The organism is Plantactinospora sp. WMMB334 (assembly GCF_049179095.1).
Lineage (GTDB): Bacteria > Actinomycetota > Actinomycetes > Mycobacteriales > Micromonosporaceae > Plantactinospora.
The window spans coordinates 6034092-6050582 of sequence record NZ_JBMHME010000002.1 but is presented as its reverse complement, the minus strand read 5'-3'; the positions used below and the strand labels follow the sequence as shown (position 1 = coordinate 6050582).

At 72.1% G+C, this 16491-nt stretch carries 19 protein-coding genes and 3 tRNA genes; 18 read left to right on the top strand and 4 right to left on the bottom strand.

Annotation, left to right across the window (positions count from 1 at the left end; genetic code table 11):
* Positions 1-25 precede the first annotated feature (25 nt).
* The gene (locus ACN27G_RS25910) at positions 26-886 is read left to right on the top strand and encodes an alpha/beta fold hydrolase (RefSeq protein WP_421495348.1); all 861 of its coding nucleotides are present in this window, start codon (positions 26-28) and stop codon (positions 884-886) included.
* A gap of 80 nt (positions 887-966) precedes the next feature.
* Here the strand turns inward: ACN27G_RS25910 and ACN27G_RS25905 are convergent, their stop codons facing one another.
* Complete coding sequence (locus ACN27G_RS25905; RefSeq protein WP_421495347.1) at positions 967-1266, bottom strand: glutaredoxin domain-containing protein; 300 nt, start codon at positions 1264-1266, stop codon at positions 967-969.
* A complete protein-coding gene (locus ACN27G_RS25900; protein ID WP_421495346.1) occupies positions 1263-1919 on the bottom strand; it encodes a class I SAM-dependent methyltransferase in 657 nt (218 codons plus the stop codon). The genes ACN27G_RS25905 and ACN27G_RS25900 overlap by 4 nt, the downstream gene beginning before the upstream one ends.
* A gap of 217 nt (positions 1920-2136) precedes the next feature.
* Between ACN27G_RS25900 and ACN27G_RS25895 the strand changes: the two genes are divergently transcribed.
* Positions 2137-2295 (top strand): hypothetical protein, encoded by a 159-nt coding sequence (locus tag ACN27G_RS25895; RefSeq protein WP_421495345.1) that lies wholly within the window; start codon positions 2137-2139, stop codon positions 2293-2295.
* Positions 2296-2349: 54 nt separating this feature from the next.
* On the opposite strand, the gene ACN27G_RS25890 is transcribed toward ACN27G_RS25895, so the two are convergent.
* Together ACN27G_RS25890 and ACN27G_RS25885 are read right to left on the bottom strand one after the other, a co-directional pair.
* Positions 2350-3246, bottom strand: coding sequence for a virginiamycin B lyase family protein (locus ACN27G_RS25890; protein ID WP_421495344.1), 897 nt, complete (start codon positions 3244-3246; stop codon positions 2350-2352).
* Between the two features lie 91 nt (positions 3247-3337).
* The gene (locus ACN27G_RS25885) at positions 3338-5068 is read right to left on the bottom strand and encodes an ABC-F family ATP-binding cassette domain-containing protein (RefSeq protein ID WP_421495343.1); all 1731 of its coding nucleotides are present in this window, start codon (positions 5066-5068) and stop codon (positions 3338-3340) included.
* Positions 5069-5340: 272 nt separating this feature from the next.
* On the opposite strand from ACN27G_RS25885, the gene ACN27G_RS25880 reads away from it, so the two are divergent.
* From ACN27G_RS25880 to rplJ, 16 genes are all read left to right on the top strand, one after another.
* Positions 5341-5931: a TetR/AcrR family transcriptional regulator gene (locus ACN27G_RS25880; protein ID WP_421497464.1), complete on the top strand. Its 591-nt coding sequence runs from the start codon at positions 5341-5343 to the stop codon at positions 5929-5931.
* A gap of 297 nt (positions 5932-6228) precedes the next feature.
* Positions 6229-6429, top strand: coding sequence for a hypothetical protein (locus ACN27G_RS25875; protein WP_421495342.1), 201 nt, complete (start codon positions 6229-6231; stop codon positions 6427-6429).
* Positions 6430-6541: 112 nt separating this feature from the next.
* Positions 6542-9073, top strand: a complete 2532-nt coding sequence (locus ACN27G_RS25870; protein ID WP_421495341.1) for a putative bifunctional diguanylate cyclase/phosphodiesterase — start codon at positions 6542-6544, stop codon at positions 9071-9073.
* 118 nt (positions 9074-9191) lie between these two features.
* Positions 9192-9264, top strand: a tRNA-Thr gene (locus ACN27G_RS25865).
* Between the two features lie 25 nt (positions 9265-9289).
* Positions 9290-9362, top strand: a tRNA-Met gene (locus tag ACN27G_RS25860).
* Positions 9363-9494: 132 nt separating this feature from the next.
* Positions 9495-9662, top strand: a complete 168-nt coding sequence (gene rpmG / locus ACN27G_RS25855; protein ID WP_421495340.1) for a 50S ribosomal protein L33 — start codon at positions 9495-9497, stop codon at positions 9660-9662.
* A gap of 220 nt (positions 9663-9882) precedes the next feature.
* Complete coding sequence (locus ACN27G_RS25850) at positions 9883-10329, top strand: FAS1-like dehydratase domain-containing protein (protein ID WP_421495339.1); 447 nt, start codon at positions 9883-9885, stop codon at positions 10327-10329.
* A 55-nt stretch (positions 10330-10384) separates the two neighbouring features.
* On the top strand, positions 10385-10777 hold the full coding sequence (locus ACN27G_RS25845) for a MaoC family dehydratase (RefSeq protein ID WP_421497463.1): 393 nt from the start codon (positions 10385-10387) through the stop codon (positions 10775-10777).
* Between the two features lie 173 nt (positions 10778-10950).
* Positions 10951-11023: transfer RNA gene (locus ACN27G_RS25840), tRNA-Trp, on the top strand.
* A 275-nt stretch (positions 11024-11298) separates the two neighbouring features.
* Entirely contained in the window at positions 11299-11685 is a 387-nt protein-coding gene (secE, locus tag ACN27G_RS25835; RefSeq protein WP_421495338.1) for a preprotein translocase subunit SecE, read from the top strand.
* A 38-nt stretch (positions 11686-11723) separates the two neighbouring features.
* Positions 11724-12455 carry a transcription termination/antitermination protein NusG gene (gene nusG, locus ACN27G_RS25830; RefSeq protein WP_421495337.1) on the top strand — a complete coding sequence of 244 codons (732 nt, stop codon included), beginning with the start codon at positions 11724-11726 and terminating at the stop codon, positions 12453-12455.
* Positions 12456-12683: 228 nt separating this feature from the next.
* Complete coding sequence (gene rplK, locus ACN27G_RS25825; RefSeq protein WP_421495336.1) at positions 12684-13115, top strand: 50S ribosomal protein L11; 432 nt, start codon at positions 12684-12686, stop codon at positions 13113-13115.
* 80 nt (positions 13116-13195) lie between these two features.
* The gene (gene rplA, locus ACN27G_RS25820) at positions 13196-13909 is read left to right on the top strand and encodes a 50S ribosomal protein L1 (RefSeq protein WP_421495335.1); all 714 of its coding nucleotides are present in this window, start codon (positions 13196-13198) and stop codon (positions 13907-13909) included.
* Between the two features lie 155 nt (positions 13910-14064).
* Positions 14065-14904 carry an ATP-binding cassette domain-containing protein gene (locus tag ACN27G_RS25815; RefSeq protein ID WP_421495334.1) on the top strand — a complete coding sequence of 280 codons (840 nt, stop codon included), beginning with the start codon at positions 14065-14067 and terminating at the stop codon, positions 14902-14904.
* On the top strand, positions 14901-15590 hold the full coding sequence (locus ACN27G_RS25810; protein ID WP_421495333.1) for a hypothetical protein: 690 nt from the start codon (positions 14901-14903) through the stop codon (positions 15588-15590). Before ACN27G_RS25815 ends, ACN27G_RS25810 begins: the two co-directional genes overlap by 4 nt.
* Positions 15591-15915: 325 nt before the next feature.
* A complete protein-coding gene (rplJ, locus tag ACN27G_RS25805) occupies positions 15916-16455 on the top strand; it encodes a 50S ribosomal protein L10 (RefSeq protein ID WP_421495332.1) in 540 nt (179 codons plus the stop codon).
* Positions 16456-16491: the final 36 nt, after the last annotated feature.

Here is a 16491-nt window from a genome sequence, read left to right as displayed (position 1 = left end):
TCGCCTGACAAGATTCGGAGAGACCATGCCATACGTGACGGTAGGGAACGAGAACTCCGCCCCCATCGACCTCTACTACGAGGACCACGGGTCGGGCCAGCCGGTGGTGTTGATCTCCGGCTACCCGTACGGGGGATCGTCCTGGGACAAGCAGCTGCGCCCGTTGCTCTCCGCCGGGTACCGGACGATCACCTACGACCGACGGGGTTTCGCCAACTCCAGCCAGCCCGCCAGCGGGTACGACTACGACACCTTCGCGGCCGACCTCGACGTGCTGATGCGCGAGCTGGACCTGCGGGACGCCATCCTGATCGGTCACTCGATGGGGACCGGCGAAGTGATCCACTACCTCGGCAGCTTCGGCTCGGAACGGGTCAGCCGGGCGGTGGTGATGAGTCCGCTCGCGCCGTTCCTGCTCAAGACCTCGGACAACCCCGAAGGGGTGGATCAGAGCCTTTTCGACGGCTTCAAGAAGGCCGTTGTCGAGGACCGGTTCGCCTACCTGACCAGCTTCGTGACGTCGTTCTTCAACTGGGACGAGAACAAGGGTAAGCGGGTCAGCGAGGAGGCGTTCCGGGCGCACTGGGACGTCGGCGCCCGCGCGTCGGGCATCGCGACCCTGGACTGCATCGACGCCTGGCTCACCGACTTCCGTCCGGACCTGCCCCGCATCGACGTACCGCTGCTGATCATCCAGGGTGACAAGGACGCCGTCCTGCCCTTCCCGGCCACGGGGCAGCGGCTGGCGCCGATGGTGCCGGGCAGCCAACTCGTCACCCTGAAGGGTGCGCCGCACGGGATCGCGTGGACCCACGCGGACGAGGTGAACAAGGCGATCATGGAGTTCATCGGCGCCAAGACCCCGGCGATGTCCCGCAACCGATAGCGGTCACGCGCCGCTGGAGCCCCGCCCGCCGACGACGTGCCGGACCGAAGGACACCCGGGGGCGAGGAACGATCCGGGCGTCAGCGGCGGGCGAGTCGGGCCACGGTCGCGGCTCCCGGGTTGACCAGCCACTCTCCGGCCACGTGCACCGTCGGCACCGTCTCGTTGCCGTCGGCCACCGCCCGTACCGCCGCCGCGGCCTCCGGATCGGTCCAGATGTTGACCTCGCTGAACGCGATCCGGCGCCGCCGCAGCCCGAACCGCAGCCGGAAGCAGTACGGGCAGCCGGGCCGGGTGTAGAGGGTGACCGGCACCTGCCCGCCCGCCGCGCTGCCGCCGCCCGCCGCACTGCCGCCGGTTGCCGCGTCGCCGCTGGTCATCGGGTCGCCTCCTCGCTCGGGCGGGTCGCCCTGCCCAGGATGTGCGGCGTGGCCGGAGTGATCACGCCTCCGTCCGGGAACCGGAAGCGCCGCAGCTCGTCCACCCGGAATCCGGCCTCGGCGATCGCGGCGGCGGTGTCACGACCGCTGTGACAGCCGCCGCAGACCCACGGCCACACCGTCGCGTCGAGGATCCGCTGCGTCCGGCGCAGCGCGCCGGGCTGCTCGGCCGCCACGTGCTCGTAGAACCGCAGCTCGCCACCGGGGCGCAGCACACGCCGGATCTCCGCCAGCGCACTGGCCTGGTCCGGCACCGTGCAGAGCACCAGGGCGACCACCGCCGCGTCGAACTCACCGTCCGCGCCCGGCAGGGCGTCCGCGGTCCCGTCCACCACCCGCACCGGTACGCCGGCAGCCGTCGCCGCGTCCGTCGCGGAGGCGCGCAGCCGTGGCTCCGGCTCGACCGCCAGCACCTCGGCGACCGTGCCCGGATAGTGCGCGAACATCCGGCCGTTTCCCGCGCCCACCTCGATGACCCTGCCGCTCAGTCCCGCCACCACGGCCTGCCGGTGCTCCGCGACGCCGGCACGGTCCATCGCCACGCTCATCCGCTCGTACATCCGGGCAAAGATCGGATGCGACCTACCTGCCATCGATGTTCTCTCCTGGCGCTCGCGGTGCCGTCACCAAGCTTCGTGTCCCCGGCGTCGCGCCGCTCGCCACCGGCCGCTCGCCACCAGCTCGCCGCCGGACCGGCACGTCGCCGCCGGCACCGATCGGCCGGCCACTCGGGCCAGGGTAGGCCGTGGCGTCCATCGCCCGCACAGGTACGGGACGGCGCCGGCGGCCCGGGTGGCTTAGCGTCTCGGCATGTTCTCCACCGGTCAACTCCCCACCCTGATCTTCGCGTTGACCCTCTACCTCGCCGTCACGGTGGTGCTGTTCGGAGCGCTGTACTGGGTCGTCCGCCTGGCCGTGCGGCACGCGATCGAGGACGCCGACCGCCGCCGGGCGAGCCAACGCCGCTGACCCCACCGGACCGCCCGCCCGGCACCGGGCAGCCGGCGTGACACACCTCCAACCTCACCCGGCAACCCGCGCCACCGCTCCCGTCTCCAGGGCGACCCAGACCGTCCCGTCCGGACCGACCGTGATCCCGTGCGGCTCGGACGCCGGGGTCGGCAGGTCGTACTCCCGGATCGTGCCGTCCGCGCCGAGCCTCCCGACGCGGTTGGCACCCCACTCCGTGAACCAGTAGCTGCCGTCCGTCCCAGCGGCGATGGCGTGCGGCCGCGCGGCCCGGTCCGGCAACGGCAGCTCGGTGACCTTCCCGTCCGGGGTGATCCGGCCGAGCTGCCCGGCGGCGATCTCGACGAACCAGGCCGCGCCGTCGGCGCCGGCCGCGATGCCGACCGGCCCGGCGCCGGCGGTCGGCAGTGGGTGCAGCGCGAGCTCACCGCCGAGGTCGAGCCGGCCGATCGCGTTGGCCTGGTTGAGGGTGAACCAGAGCGCGCCGTCCGGCCCGGCGACGATCCCCGACGGGTACGCCCCGGCCTCCGGCAGCGGGTACTCCTCGATGCTGCCGTCGGTGCCGATTCTGCCGATCCGGTCCGCGTTCATCTCGGTGAACCAGAGCGCGCCGTCCGACCCGGCCGTGATGCCGTACGGGCCGCCCTCGCGCGACGGGATCGGATACGAGGTGACCTGCCCCGAGGGCGTGATCCGGCCGATCCGGTGGTCCCGGAAGCGGGTGAACCAGAGCGCGCCGTCCGAGCCCGCCGTGATGACGGAGGGACCACTCGCCGAATCGTCGAGTGGGAAACGCCGGTTTTCCCCGTCCGGCGCCATCCGAACTATTCCGCCGGCATGCACCAGAGTGACCCAGATCGCCCCGTCCGGTCCGACCGCGATTCCGTACGGCCCGGCAGCGGAATCGGCTATCGGAAACTCCCTGACCGACGGCTGAGACGACGATGTCATGTCATTTTCCCTTCCCGAGATGTCGAATGGCGGACCGGCCGGAACGACACCGCGCCGCGCCAAAGCCGCCCCGGACGAAGTCACGACGGAATCAGCCGCCGACCGTGACGCCGACCGGGGCCGGGTCGAGGATTCCGGCGGTCATCGTCCGCCGCTCGCCGCGCCACCGCCCGCGCAGCCGGCGGTCGTGGCTGACCGCGACCACCGCGCCCGGGTACACCGCGAGGGCCGCCTCCAGCTCCTCGACCAGGCCCGGCGACAGGTGGTTTGTCGGCTCGTCCAGCAGCAGTACGTCGGCCGGCGTGTCGACCAGCCGGGCCAGGGCGAGCCGTCGCCGCTGTCCGGTGGAGAGCTCTCCCACGGGTACGCCGAACTGCGCCCGGTCGAAGAGTCCCAGCGCGACCAACCGCTCCACGTGTTCCTCCACCGGCCCGGGACGGTCCCGCCCGAAGGCGGCGAGCAGCGTCTCCCCGGCCCGCTCGACGCCGACCTCCTGGGGCAGGTAACCGACCCGTCCCCGCCGCACCACCCGACCCGACTCCGGCGCGAGGTCACCGGCGAGCACCCGCAGCAGGGTGCTCTTGCCCGCGCCGTTGGCCCCGCTGACCAGCAGCCGCTCCCCGTCCCGCAGCACCAGCGTGGTCCGGCGCAGCCGGCCGTCGACCGCCACCCCGTCGGCCGCCAGCAGCACCCGACCGGAGCCGTCGGCACGACCGCCGGCCACCGGAGGAGCGAACCCGCCGGCCACCGGAGGAGAGGCGGACCCGCCGGCCACCGGAGGAGGAGCGAACCCGCCTGCACCCGCCAGCGGAGGAGTGAAGCGGAGCGGCTCCGGCGGCGCCGGCACGGGTCGCTCCGCCAGCCGGCGCAGTCGCTGCCCGGCGTTGCGTACCCGGCTGGCGACGGACTGCTGCACCCGGCCGCCGTTGCGGTCGTACGCCGCCTTGTTCCGATCCTTCATCTCCCGGCCGGGCGCGACCTGCCGGGCCGTGGTCGCCACCGCCTCCCGCAGCCGGGCGACCTCGGCCTGCCAGTCCAGGTGCGCCTGCACCCGGCGCTGCCGGGCCGCCGCCCTGGCGGCGAGGAATCCGGGGTATCCGTCGCCGTAGCGGACCAGGGTGTGCCGGTCACCGTCCACTTCGACCAGGGTGTCGGCGACCCGGTCGAGGAAGACCCGGTCGTGCGAGACCACCACCGTGCTGCCGCGCCGTCCGCGCAGGTGCTCCTCCAGCCAGGTCAGCGAGTCGTCGTCGAGATGGTTTGTCGGCTCGTCCAGCAGCAGCACCTCCGGGCCGGCGGCCAGCACCGCCGCCAGGTGCAGCCGGGCCTGTTCCCCGCCGGAGAGCTCGCCGAGCCGCCGGCTCCGGTCGATCCCGGCCACGCCGAGGGCGTGCAGCGTCCGCTCGACCCGGGCGTCGGCGTCGTACCCGCCGCGCAGCTCGAAGACGGTGCTCAGGTCGCCGTACTCGGTGAGCAGCCGCTCGTCCCCGCCGCCGAGCCGCGGCTCCAGCTCCCGCAGCCGGGCCTCGATCCGGCGCAGCTCGGCCAGGGCCTCGTCGATCGCCTGCCGCACGGTCAGGTGCCCGGGCAGTGGCGCGTCCTGTCCCAGATAGCCGAGGCCCCCGGTGGTGACGACGGTGACCCGTCCCTCGTCGGGCCGCTCCCGGCCGGCGAGCAGGCGCAGCAGGGTGGATTTTCCGGAGCCGTTCTCGCCGACGATCGCGGTGCGTTCGTCGGCGGCCAGGGCGCAGCTGACCGCGTCGAGCACGGTCCGGTCGGCGTAGCGCTTGGTGACGGCGTGCAGGCTGAGCTGGGTGGGCATGGGTGCAACTCCGGGCGTCGACGGGTCGGCCGCCGTCGGTCGGGCGACGGCTCTCGGACACGGGGCGCTCAGCGGAGCATCGGAACGGGCACCTGCCTCTGCTCTGGCGGACGTGCCGTGCGGTCATGTCCGCGGTGACCCTCACGGGCCAACGACTAAGTCAACGGATGTAGCAGTAACATGCTGCCATGACGTCACCCGGCTCGACAACCGATTCCGGATCCGGGCCGATCCGCCGGCCGGGCGGGCGCAGTGCCGTGGTCCGACGCCGGGTGCTCGACGCGGTCCGGGCCCAGCTCGTCGAGTACGGCTACGACGGGCTCGGCATCGACGCCGTCGCGGAGCGCTCCGGCGTGCACCGCACCACGGTCTACCGGCGCTGGCGCGACGTGGGCGGGCTGCTCGCCGACGTACTCGCCGAGGCCACCGCCGACGACTGGCGCCCGCCGGACACCGGCTCGCTGGAGGGGGACCTGCGCGCGCTCAACGCCGAGGTCTACGCCGCGTTGACCGAGCACCCTCCGGTCACGGCCGCGCTGATCGCGGCGTCGTTCCGGTCGGCGCCCGCGGCCGGGGCGCTCCGCTCCTTCTGGGCCGACCGGTACGACCGCTGCGCCGTCGTCGTCGAGCGTGCCGTGCGGCGGGGCGAGGTTCCGGCCGGAGCCGAGCCGCGCAGGTTGCTCGTCGCCGCCACCGCGCCGCTCTACCACGAGCTGGTGCTGCTGCGGTCGCCCGCCGACCCGCGGCTGGCCACGGAGGCGGCCCGGGATGTCGCCGCTGCCGCCCGTGCCGGCGCCTTCGGCGGCCCAACCGCCGCCGTATCCGTCCGGAATGGTCACTGTTCAGCGGTTGAAGCGATTTAGGCAATATCTACCGACGGCGGCATTTGATGCGCCTGCCCGCGTACGTTCGGTGAGTCGTATTGAGCGCTGAGTGAATCGTGTCGGTCATTTGCCCGCCGGGCGCTTGCAACCGGGCGGCGGAGTTGTACCTACCGAACGGTTAGACTTTGCCGATCCCCGGCTGGTCGCCCCTCCGATGGCTTTGCCGGTTCCCTGGACTGTGGCACCATCATGGAACATCTAGCTTTCACCTCGCCATCTCGACGGGAGCAACCAATGCCTGCATGGAGGCTGGGCCGCTACGTAGGCTCTCTTCTTGTGCTCGCCGTGCTCGCCGTCGGCGCTGTTGCCGCGAGCACGGGCCTGGTCGGTTGGTCGGAGCGCAGCGGTGTGATCGCCTCCGAGACGTCCGACGAAGGCTGGTCCGAGGACGGCGACTCCGACGACGGCGACTCCGACGAAGGCGAGCAGCTTCCGCCCGGGAGCGCCTTCCAGACCTTCGGCTTCGAGTGGTCGTAGCGGGATCACCCCGGTAGGCCGTGGAGATCCTCCCCGGCCAAGGAGCGGTTTCCCGGAGCCAAGGAGCAACCTCCCGGAGTTGACGAGCGATCTCCCGTAGATGGGGAGTGGTATGCCAAGGGGTTCTTCCGCGACACGTCGGTCCCCCGAGCATGCCTGGCTCGTCACCGGCCCGCTCGGAATCTTCGCCGTCGTCATGACGGTCGCGCTCGGTGTCCTCAGCAGGGAACCCGCCGGCGAGTGGGGAGTGGCCGCCCTGATCCTCGGGCTGGTCCTGCTCTCCGAGATGCCGATGCTCTACTTCGTCGTCCGGCGCCAGTCGATGTCCTTCACCATCACCGAGATCCCGCTGCTCTTCGCGCTCTTCCTGCTGCCGCCACTGACGGTCGTCCTGGTCTTCACCCTGGGTTCGTTGATCGCCCAGTTGCGTCGCCGGTTCGCCCCGCCCAAGGTCTGGTTCAACGTCGCCAAGGCGGCGGCGGCCAGTTCGCTGGCCAGCCTGGTCCTGCTGGCCCTGCCGGACATGCGCGGGTTCGGGCCGGGGACCTGGTTCATCCTCTTCGCCGCCGTCGGCAGCCACACCCTGGTGACGCTCTTCGCCGTGGCGGCGCTGATCGCCGTGATCCACGGCAGCCCGGCCGGCTGGGAGATGATCCGCTCCTCCGGACCGGGCCTGATCACCGCGGCGATCAACGTCGCGGTGGGCCTGGTCATCATGCTCTGCATCCGGGCCACCTGGTGGTCCGCCCTGCTGCTGCTGGCGCTCGCGGCCGCGATGGCGGTGCTCTACCGGTCGTACTCGCAGTTCTTCCGGCAGCACCGCACCCTGGCCGACGTCTACGAGCTGACCAAGGCGATGAGCGAGCGCGGCCAGGACGGCACCCTGGCCGACTCGCTGCTCGGCCGGGTCCGGGACATCATGCGGGCCGAGACCGCCACCCTCTGGCTTCCGGCCCAGGGCCGGCATCCGGAGGTGCTGCTGACCGCGCGGGTCGACGAGCGCGGGCTGCTCGACATCTCCCGGACCCCGGTCATCGCCCGGCAGCGGGCGGTCGACGAAGGACGTACGGTCGCCGCCGGTGGTCGGGTGGGTGGAGACCGGGACATCCGGGAGGCGCTGCGCGAAGCCGGCCTCAAGGACGTCATCGTCACACCGCTGCGCTCCGGCCAGGCGGTCATCGGCACCCTGGAGGTGGTGAACCGGCTCGGCGACATCGGCCACTTCGCCGAGGCCGACCTCCCGATCTTCGAGACGATCGCGGCGCACGCGGGGGTGGCCCTGGAGAACTCGCGGCTGGTGGACCGGCTGCGGCACGACGCGTACCACGACGGGTTGACCAACCTGCCCAACCGGCGGCGGGTGACCGGCGCGCTGGAGGAGGCGGTCCGGGTGCGCGCCCCCAACGAGGTCGTCGCGCTGCTCCTCTTCGACGTGGCAGGGCTCCGCCAGGTCAACGAGTCCGTCGGGCACGCCGCCGGTGACCGGGTGCTCGTCGAGGTGGCCAACCGGCTGCGCACCTCCGCCCCCTCCGCCGCGCTGGTGGGCCGGGCCGGCAGCGACGAGTTCGTGGTGACCCTGCGGATGGAGAGCGTCGACGCGGCACTCGAGCTCGCCGCCGAGCTGCGCGAGCAGATCCGTGACCGGATGCTCTTCGACCCGCTGGTCCTCGACGTCGACACCGTCGTCGGGGTGGCGGTGCATCCCGACCACGGCGACGACCCGGCGACCCTGCTGCAACGTGCCGACCTGGCGGTGACGAGGGCCAAGACGACTCCGGAGGGCGTCCAGCTCTTCAGCCCCGGGCTGGAGTCCCGCTCGTCGCGTCGGCTCGGCCTCGCCGGGGACCTGCGACGGGCGCTCGACCACGCCGAGGTCGAGGTCTACTACCAACCCAAGGTCGCGCTGACCGACCGGCGCTTCGTCGGGGTCGAGTGCCTGGCCCGGTGGGTGCACCCGGCGCACGGCACGGTGGCCCCGGAGGACTTCGTGGCGGTGGCGGAGCACACCGGCCAGCTCTCCGAGCTGACCCGGCTGGTGCTCGGCGAGGCGCTGCGGCGCAGCCGCGACTGGACCAGCGGCGGCAACACGCTCGCGGTCTCGGTGAACATCTCCCCGCGTACCCTCGCCGACCAGCGGTTTCCGGCCCAGGTGCAGGAGATGCTCGCCGAGTACGGCGTCGCCCCGGAACTGCTCACCCTGGAGATCCCGGAGGCCGGCGTGCTGGACGGCACCGAGCGCGCCGTGCCCGCGCTGCGCCGGCTCCGCGACCTCGGGGTACGCCTCTCCGTCGACGACTTCGGCACCGGCCACTCCTCCCTCTCCTACCTGCGCCGACTGCCCGTCAACGAGGTCAAGGTCGACCGGTCCTTCGTGCAGGGGATGGCGACCGACCCGGTGGACCTGGCGATCGTCAACGCCGTGGTGACCCTCTCCCAGCAGTTCGGCCTGGCGGTCGTCGCCGAGGGGGTGGAGAGCGAGCTGACCCTCGAGCTCCTCCAGGACATCGGCTGCCAGATCGGGCAGGGCTTCCTGTTCAGCCGCCCGCTGCCGTACGAGCGCCTGGAGGCCTGGTTCGCGGCACAGACGGAGTCCGACCTGCAGACCGGCCCGGCCGACGTACGCCGGCTGCGGGCGGTGCCCTGAGCTGCTCCGACGGCCCGGGACGGATGTCCCGGTACGACCACCGGGGATCTGATTTCACCTCGTGCCCGCCGCCGTGTACTCTTACCCCTGCGCGCCCACCGGGAAAGATCGCGTGCGCGCCCCCTTAGCTCAGTCGGCAGAGCGTCTCCATGGTAAGGAGAAGGTCTACGGTTCGATTCCGTAAGGGGGCTCAGCGGGTTCAGCTGGACCCACCACGGCGGTGTAGCTCAGATGGCAGAGCAAGCGGCTCATAATCGCTGTGTCGCCGGTTCAAGTCCGGCCACCGCTACTCTCGGCCACCGGGCCCACCCGGAGACCGGAAACACAGGGCGCCATCGGCGCCCACTTTGCGTGTCCGCGTGGCAGGCGTCTACGCTGGTACGTCGTAGTTGAGTCCCGCTAACGAGGAAGGCGCCCCGCCGTGGCCAAGGCGACCGATGTCCGTCCCAAGATCACTTTGGCGTGTGTGGAGTGCAAGGAGCGCAACTACGTCACGCGTAAGAACCGCCGCAACGACCCGGACCGCATCGAGCTGAAGAAGTTCTGCCCCCGGGACGGCAAGCACACCCTGCACCGCGAGACCCGCTGATCCGGGTCGACGCGAGTCAGACCTCCACCACGTCCCACGACATCGCAGATCGCCGTTCCGGCCCCCGGGTGAGCGCGCTTCGAGCCCGCCGCGCCGACGCCGGGGCGGCGATCCGCCGTTTTCCGGACGGTCTTCGATTCCCGGACGGTCTTCGATTCCCGGACGGTCTTCGATTCCCGGCGACGGCTCCGGCTCGCACCGGCCGTGTAGGTTCGGCGGCATGTCCCTGGACCCGTCCTTCGTCGGCCGCAGCTACCCGCCGACCGCCCCCTATCAGGTGGGGCGCGAGAAGCTCCGAGAGTTCGCCACGGCGATCGGTGCCGCCGATCCGGCATACCACGACCCGGAGGCCGCCCGGGCGCTCGGGCACGGCGACGTGGTGGCGCCGCCGACGTATCCGTTCACGATCACCATGGCCGCCAGCCGGCAGATCGTCGAGGATCCCGACCTCGGCATCGACTACAGCCGGGTGGTCCACGGCGACCAGCGGTTCCGGTACACCCGCCCGGTGGTCGCCGGCGACGAGCTGGTCTGCGTCAACACCATCGAGGAGATCGTCAGCCGGGGCGGGCACGCCTTCCTGACCACCCGCACCGAGGTGACCACCGCCGCCGGGGAGCCGGTGGTCACCGTCTGGACCAAGCTCGTCGTACGCGGAGAGGGCTGAGATGGTGGAGACGACCGAGACGGCGGAGCGGGCCGGGACGGCGGAGCGGGCCGGGCTGGAGCTGACGCCGCGGACATTCCGGGTCACCCGCGCGAACCTGGTCCGCTACGCCGGTGCCTCGGGCGACTTCAACCCCATCCACTGGAGCGACCGGTTCGCCACCGGAGTCGGCCTGCCCGGGGTGATCGCGCACGGCATGTTCACCATGGCGCTGGTCGGCCGGGCCGTCACCGACTGGGCCGGTGCGCCGGACGCGGTGGTCGAGTTCAGCGTCCGGTTCACCCGGCCGGTGGTGGTGCCGGACGACGACGAGGGGACCGAGATCGAGGTGAGCGCGGCCGTCCGGGGCGTACCCGAGGAGGGGTTGACCCGGCTCGACCTGACCGCCACCTGCCAGGGCGAGAAGGTGCTGGCGCAGGCCCGGGCCGTGATCCGTACCCCGGCCTGAGCGGCTGCCGGCCCGCCCCGGCGGTGCCGGCGGCGGCGCGGGTGGACCGGCTGCGACGCGCACGCCGACAGAGACCGGTTGGGAAAGTCGTGCCTCTACCCGTACACTGGTCCGCCGTGGGGCAAGTGGCCTCTGCTCAGGCATGCGTGCCTGAGTGGGTCCGCCGCCCGCACAGGGGTGTAGCTCAATTGGCAGAGCAGCGGTCTCCAAAACCGCAGGCTGCAGGTTCAAGTCCTGTCACCCCTGCGCCTACGGCCTGACCGGTCCCGGGATCGGCGTCGCCATCACCTGTGGCGACCGGCTCGTGTTGGTGGCATCGGCGGGGTCGAGCCGAGGTGGTGCATCCGCCCGGTCCGTCCCCGGCCGCTCCGCCGGCCGCGGGCCGTTCCGGGGGACGGTCGTCCGGGGGTCCGGTCGAGGCGGTCGGCGCCCCGGGCGGAAACCCGGGTCCGGCCGGCGTGACCAGCGCAGCGCGCGTCCACCCCGACGCGCGTACCAACCACCCGGCGACGGAGGGCGAAGTGGCCGAGAAGAACCGGCGCGACGAGGACGACAACGGCCGTCTCGACGACGAGATGATCGACGACGTTGTCGACGATGACGCTGACGAGGCGGACGAGCCGGTCGGTCGTGGCGGCACCGCCACCCGGGAGCGCACCAGGACCGACTCGGCGGACAGCAGGCCCAAGACCAGGACCGAGGGCCGGGTCGGAATATTCGGCCGGATCGCCCGGTTCATCCGCGAGGTCGTGGCAGAGCTGCGTAAGGTCATCTGGCCGACCCGCAAGGAGTTGCTGACCTACACCGCCGTGGTGGTCGTCTTCGTCGCCGTGGTGCTGACGATCGTGGCCGGGCTGGACTACGCCTTCGCCCGCGGCGTGCTGTGGGTCTTCGGCGGCTCCAGCTGACCACCTGCCCCACCTGATAGTGACGGAAGTGAGCGAGCGTGCCTGAGTACGACGAGACCGCCGAGACCCCGGACGAGCAGTCCGCGGTGGCGACGGCGAGCGGTAACGAGTCGGTCGAGGCCGCCAACGAGCCGGAGTTCGGTGCCGACCAGGCGCCGGACGTGGAACCGGACGTGGAGTACGACCCGGTGGCCGAGCTGCGGCAGAAGCTGCGCTACGCCCCCGGCGACTGGTATGTGGTGCACTCGTACGCCGGCTACGAGAACAAGGTCAAGACCAACCTGGAGACCCGGATCACCAGCCTCGACATGGAGGAGTTCATCTACCAGGTCGAGGTGCCGACCCGGGAAGAGGTCGAGGTCAAGAACGGCAAGCGCCTCCAGGTCCAGAACAAGGTCTTCCCGGGCTACATCCTGGTCCGGATGGAGCTGACCCCGGAGTCATACTCCTGCGTCCGCAACACCCCGGGGGTCACCGGCTTCGTCGGCTCCACCGACCGGGCCGACCGGCCGGCGCCACTCTCGCTCGACGAGGTGCTCAAGTGGCTCGCCCCGGCGGTGGAGACCGAGACCAAGAAGGCGAAGCCCGAGGTCAAGGTGCTCGACTTCGAGGTCGGCGACTCGGTCACGGTGACCGACGGCGCCTTCGCGTCGCTGCCGGCAACGATCAGCGAGATCAATGCCGACCAGCAGAAGCTCAAGGTGCTGGTGTCGATCTTCGGCCGGGAGACCCCGGTCGAGCTGAACTTCAACCAGGTCGCCAAGATCTGACCGAAGCCGGCGCCGGCACCATCTCGGCGGTGATCCGCGCCCGGTGTGGCCCCCGGCCCACCTCGGCGGTGATCCGCGCCCGGTGTGGCCCCCGGCCCACCTCGGCGCGCGGCCCGGTCCGGCGCTGCGCTACTCTTGAACGTCGCCCGCACCGTGGGCGCGCTTGACCGTGCGCGCCCACCGGCGACGTCAGGTGCACGTTCCCCAGTTTCAAGCCCAGGAAGAGACATGCCTCCGAAGAAGAAGCTCGTCAAGACGTTCACGCTTCAGCTCCCGGCGGGCCAGGCCACCCCGGCACCGCCGGTCGGTCCGGCGCTGGGTCAGCACGGCGTCAACATCATGGAGTTCTGCAAGTCCTACAACGCGCAGACCGAGTCGCAGCGCGGTGACATCGTGCCGGCCGAGATCAGCGTGTACGAGGACCGGACCTTCACCTTCGTGCTGAAGACCCCGCCCGCCGCCCGACTGCTGATCAAGGCCGCCGGCGTGCCGAAGGGTTCCGGCGTCCCGCAGAGCCAGAAGGTCGGCTCGGTCACCCGCGCCCAGCTGCGTGAGATCGCCGAGAAGAAGATGGCCGACCTCAACGCCAACGACCTCGACCAGGCCGAGAAGATCATCGCCGGCACCGCCCGGTCGATGGGCATCACGGTCAAGGAATAGGTCCCCACCCCCCGATCGACCAGTTCGTGGGAGGGCCGCGGAGCGCCGTGGCCCGCCAGACACCACAGGAGTAACCAGACATGCAGCGCAGCAAGAACTACCGTAAGGCCGCCGAGGCCATCGACCGGGACAAGCTCTACACCCCGGTCGACGCCGTACGCCTGGCCAAGGGGAGCAGCACGGTCAAGTTCGACGCCACGGTCGAGGTCGCGATGCGCCTCGGTGTCGACCCCCGGAAGGCCGACCAGATGGTCCGGGGCACGGTCAACCTGCCGCACGGCACCGGCAAGACCGCCCGGGTGATCGTCTTCGCGGCCGGCGCCAAGGCCGAGGAGGCGACCGCCGCCGGTGCGGACGTGGTCGGCACCGACGAGCTGGTGGCCCGGATCCAGGAGGGCTGGCTCGACTTCGACGCGGCGATCGCCACGCCGGACCAGATGGCCAAGATCGGCCGGATCGCGCGGATCCTGGGCCCGCGCGGTCTCATGCCGAACCCGAAGACCGGCACGGTGACCATGGACGTCACCAAGGCCGTCTCGGACATCAAGGGCGGCAAGATCACCTTCCGGGTGGACAAGCACTCCAACCTGCACCTGATCATCGGCAAGGCCTCGTTCTCCGAGACCCAGTTGGTCGACAACTACGCCGCGGTCCTCGACGAGGTGCTCCGCTCCAAGCCGTCCGCGGCGAAGGGCAAGTACCTCAAGAAGATCACCCTCACCACCACCATGGGGCCGGGCGTTCCGGTCGACCCCAACGCGGTGAAGAACCTGCGGGAGTCCGACGCGGCCTGAGCCCCGACCGACCCGACAGTCCCGTCCGTTCGCGGGGCGCCCGTCCGCCGGGTGCCCCGCGTCGGCGTTTCCGCCGCCCCGCTCCGGTCCATCTCCGGCCCCCGGCCGAGGTGGGCTGCCCGCGTCCCGAGCGGCGCTGTGGCACCCTCCTATCCGTGCGACTGGATCAGGTCTGGCTGCGGTACGGCGCGCGCGCACCCTGGGTGCTCCGGGGCGTCGAGTTGGAGATCGGCCCCGGCCGGAGCGCGGTGGTGCTCGGCCGCAACGGTGTGGGCAAGTCGACGCTGCTCCAGGTGGCCGTCGGCGTGCTGGCCCCCACCCGGGGCGCGGTACGGGACCGGCCCGGCACGGTCGGCTGGGTGCCGGAGCGCTTCCCGGCGGACCAGCCGTACACCGTCGACCAGTACCTGACCGGGATGGGTCGGGTCCGGGGCCTGACGGCCGCCGCCGCAGCCCGTACGGTCGACGGCTGGACCGAACGCCTCGGGCTGGCTCCCTACCGTGACGTGCGGCTGCCCGCGCTCTCCAAGGGCACGGCCCAGAAGGTCGGGCTGGCCCAGGCCCTGCTCCGGCCGCCGGGGCTGCTCGTCCTCGACGAGCCGTGGGAGGGGCTGGACGGGCCGACCCGGGGACTCGTCCCGGAGCTGGTCGCCGAGGTGCTCGACGGCGGCGGCGCCGTGCTGGTCAGCGACCACCGGGGTGAGACGGTGCGGCTGCCGTACGCCGCCCGGTGGACGGTGGCGGACGGCACCGTCTCGGTCGGGCCGTCGGCCGGGGCCGAGCGGTCGGCCGCCGGGCCCGGGACCTCCGTGGTGGAGATCGCGGTGCCGGCCGCCCGGGCCCCGGAGACCGTCGCCGCCCTGCGCGCCGCCGGTCACCAGGTGCTCCGGGTACGCCCCGCCGACCCCGACCCCGACCCCGATCCCGATCCCGATCCCAGGCCCGCCCTCGCCCCCGACGCCGCCGGGGAGGCCGTCGACGGGAGGACGCCGTGACCGCCCTGGCCCGGATGCGGCTGGCCGGGTTCGTCCGGACCGCCCGGGCACTGCCGCCGCTGATCGCCGGGCTGGTGGCGTTGACGGTGCTGCACGGTGGCGCCGGGGCGCAGGCGGCCGAGGCGTACGGGGTCTCCGCCGTGGTGCTCTTCCCGGTCCTGGCCTGGCAGACCAAGCTGCTGCTGGACACCGAGCCGGACGTCCAGCGCCGGCTCGCCGTGGTCGCCGCCGGCCGGCGCGCGGAACTCGCCGGCGGGCTGCTCGCGGCCGGGGTGGCCGGGCTGGCCCTGGTGCCGGTCGCGCTCGTCCTGCCCTGGCTGGTCGGCGGGGTGACCGGGCCGGACCGGGCCGGGGACCTGCCGCTCGGGCTGGGGCTGACGGTCGGGCTCTGGGCGCACCTGCTGGTCCTGCCGGTGGCCGTCGGGCTGGGCGCGCTGGCCAGCCGGGCCGCGACGGTCAGACCGCTCCACGGGCTGGCCGCCCTGGTCGGTGGGGTGGTCGGCGGCTACGTCCTCGGGCTGAAGGACTCGGTGCTGCCCTGGATCGCGCCACCGGTACTCGCCACCGCCCGGGCCAGCACCGCCGGCCCGACCGGCTGGTCGGTGGCGCTGCTGACCGGGCACGCCCTGCTCTGGAGCGCCGCCGCCCTGGCCGGGTACGCCTGGCTGCGCCGCCGCCGGACGTGACCCGGGACACCAGGGGTGATTTGGTCGTCACCCGCGCGGTCGCGTAGTCTTGACTGCGGTCGTGTTCGTGCGACCGACGTTATAACCCAGAGACCGCTGGTCACCGTGCCCCGGCACGGTCGAAGGTCCCGCTCGACGGGCGGCCCGCGCAGGGGGAGACGGTGAGCGTGCAGGTCGTGTCGCACACATGACCCTTTCCCGCCCCGTGCGCCCTGCGCCGGGGCTTTCTCGTTGCGGTGTGAGCTTCCGATCTCCGTCCCGGGGTCCGATCGCGCCCGCCGGCCGGTCGGCCGTGGCCAGCCTGGAGCAACGAGAGAGGAGGGACATGGCGGACAAGCCGGTTCGGGCCGACAAGGCCACCGCCGTCGCCGAGCTCACCGAGCACTTCCGCAACGCCGGAGCCACCGTGCTGACCGAGTACCGCGGTCTGACGGTCGCCCAGCTGACCCAGCTGCGCCGCTCGCTCGGTCGGGACACGACCTACGAGGTGGCGAAGAACACGCTGGCCAAGCGTGCCGCGGCGGACGCTGGCATCGCCGGCCTCGACGAGCTGTTCACCGGTCCTACCGCGCTGACCTTCGTCTCCGGTGACGTGGTCGAGGCGGCGAAGGGTCTGCGGGAGTTCGCGAAGGTCAACCCGAAGCTCGTCGTCAAGGGCGGCGTCTTCGAGGGCCGGGCGATCAGCGCCGACGAGGTCAACAAGCTCGCCGACCTGGAGTCCCGCGAGGTGCTGCTGGCCAAGATGGCCGGCGCGATGAAGGGCAGCCTGAGCAAGGCCGCTGCCCTGTTCCAGGCGCCGCTGGCGCAGACCGCCCGCCTGGCGGCTGCCCTGCAGGACAAGCGTGAGAAGGAGTCGCAGGGCTGAGCCCTGCCGAAAGATCATTTAGAGAGGAATGCCGAT

What these genes read in the sequence shown, in the direction of transcription:
- rplA (WP_421495335.1), top strand. Translation starts at nt 13,196, where the DNA reads ATGCAGCGCAGCAAGAACTACCGTAAGGCCGCCGAGGCCATCGACCGG.
- rplJ (WP_421495332.1), top strand. Translation starts at nt 15,916, where the DNA reads ATGGCGGACAAGCCGGTTCGGGCCGACAAGGCCACCGCCGTCGCCGAG.
- ACN27G_RS25885 (WP_421495343.1), bottom strand. Translation starts at nt 5,068, where the DNA reads ATGCCCACCCAGCTCAGCCTGCACGCCGTCACCAAGCGCTACGCCGAC.
- ACN27G_RS25895 (WP_421495345.1), top strand. Translation starts at nt 2,137, where the DNA reads ATGTTCTCCACCGGTCAACTCCCCACCCTGATCTTCGCGTTGACCCTC.
- ACN27G_RS25870 (WP_421495341.1), top strand. Translation starts at nt 6,542, where the DNA reads ATGCCAAGGGGTTCTTCCGCGACACGTCGGTCCCCCGAGCATGCCTGG.
- ACN27G_RS25905 (WP_421495347.1), bottom strand. Translation starts at nt 1,266, where the DNA reads ATGACCAGCGGCGACGCGGCAACCGGCGGCAGTGCGGCGGGCGGCGGC.
- ACN27G_RS25890 (WP_421495344.1), bottom strand. Translation starts at nt 3,246, where the DNA reads ATGACATCGTCGTCTCAGCCGTCGGTCAGGGAGTTTCCGATAGCCGAT.
- ACN27G_RS25900 (WP_421495346.1), bottom strand. Translation starts at nt 1,919, where the DNA reads ATGGCAGGTAGGTCGCATCCGATCTTTGCCCGGATGTACGAGCGGATG.
- rplK (WP_421495336.1), top strand. Translation starts at nt 12,684, where the DNA reads ATGCCTCCGAAGAAGAAGCTCGTCAAGACGTTCACGCTTCAGCTCCCG.
- ACN27G_RS25910 (WP_421495348.1), top strand. Translation starts at nt 26, where the DNA reads ATGCCATACGTGACGGTAGGGAACGAGAACTCCGCCCCCATCGACCTC.
- ACN27G_RS25850 (WP_421495339.1), top strand. Translation starts at nt 9,883, where the DNA reads ATGTCCCTGGACCCGTCCTTCGTCGGCCGCAGCTACCCGCCGACCGCC.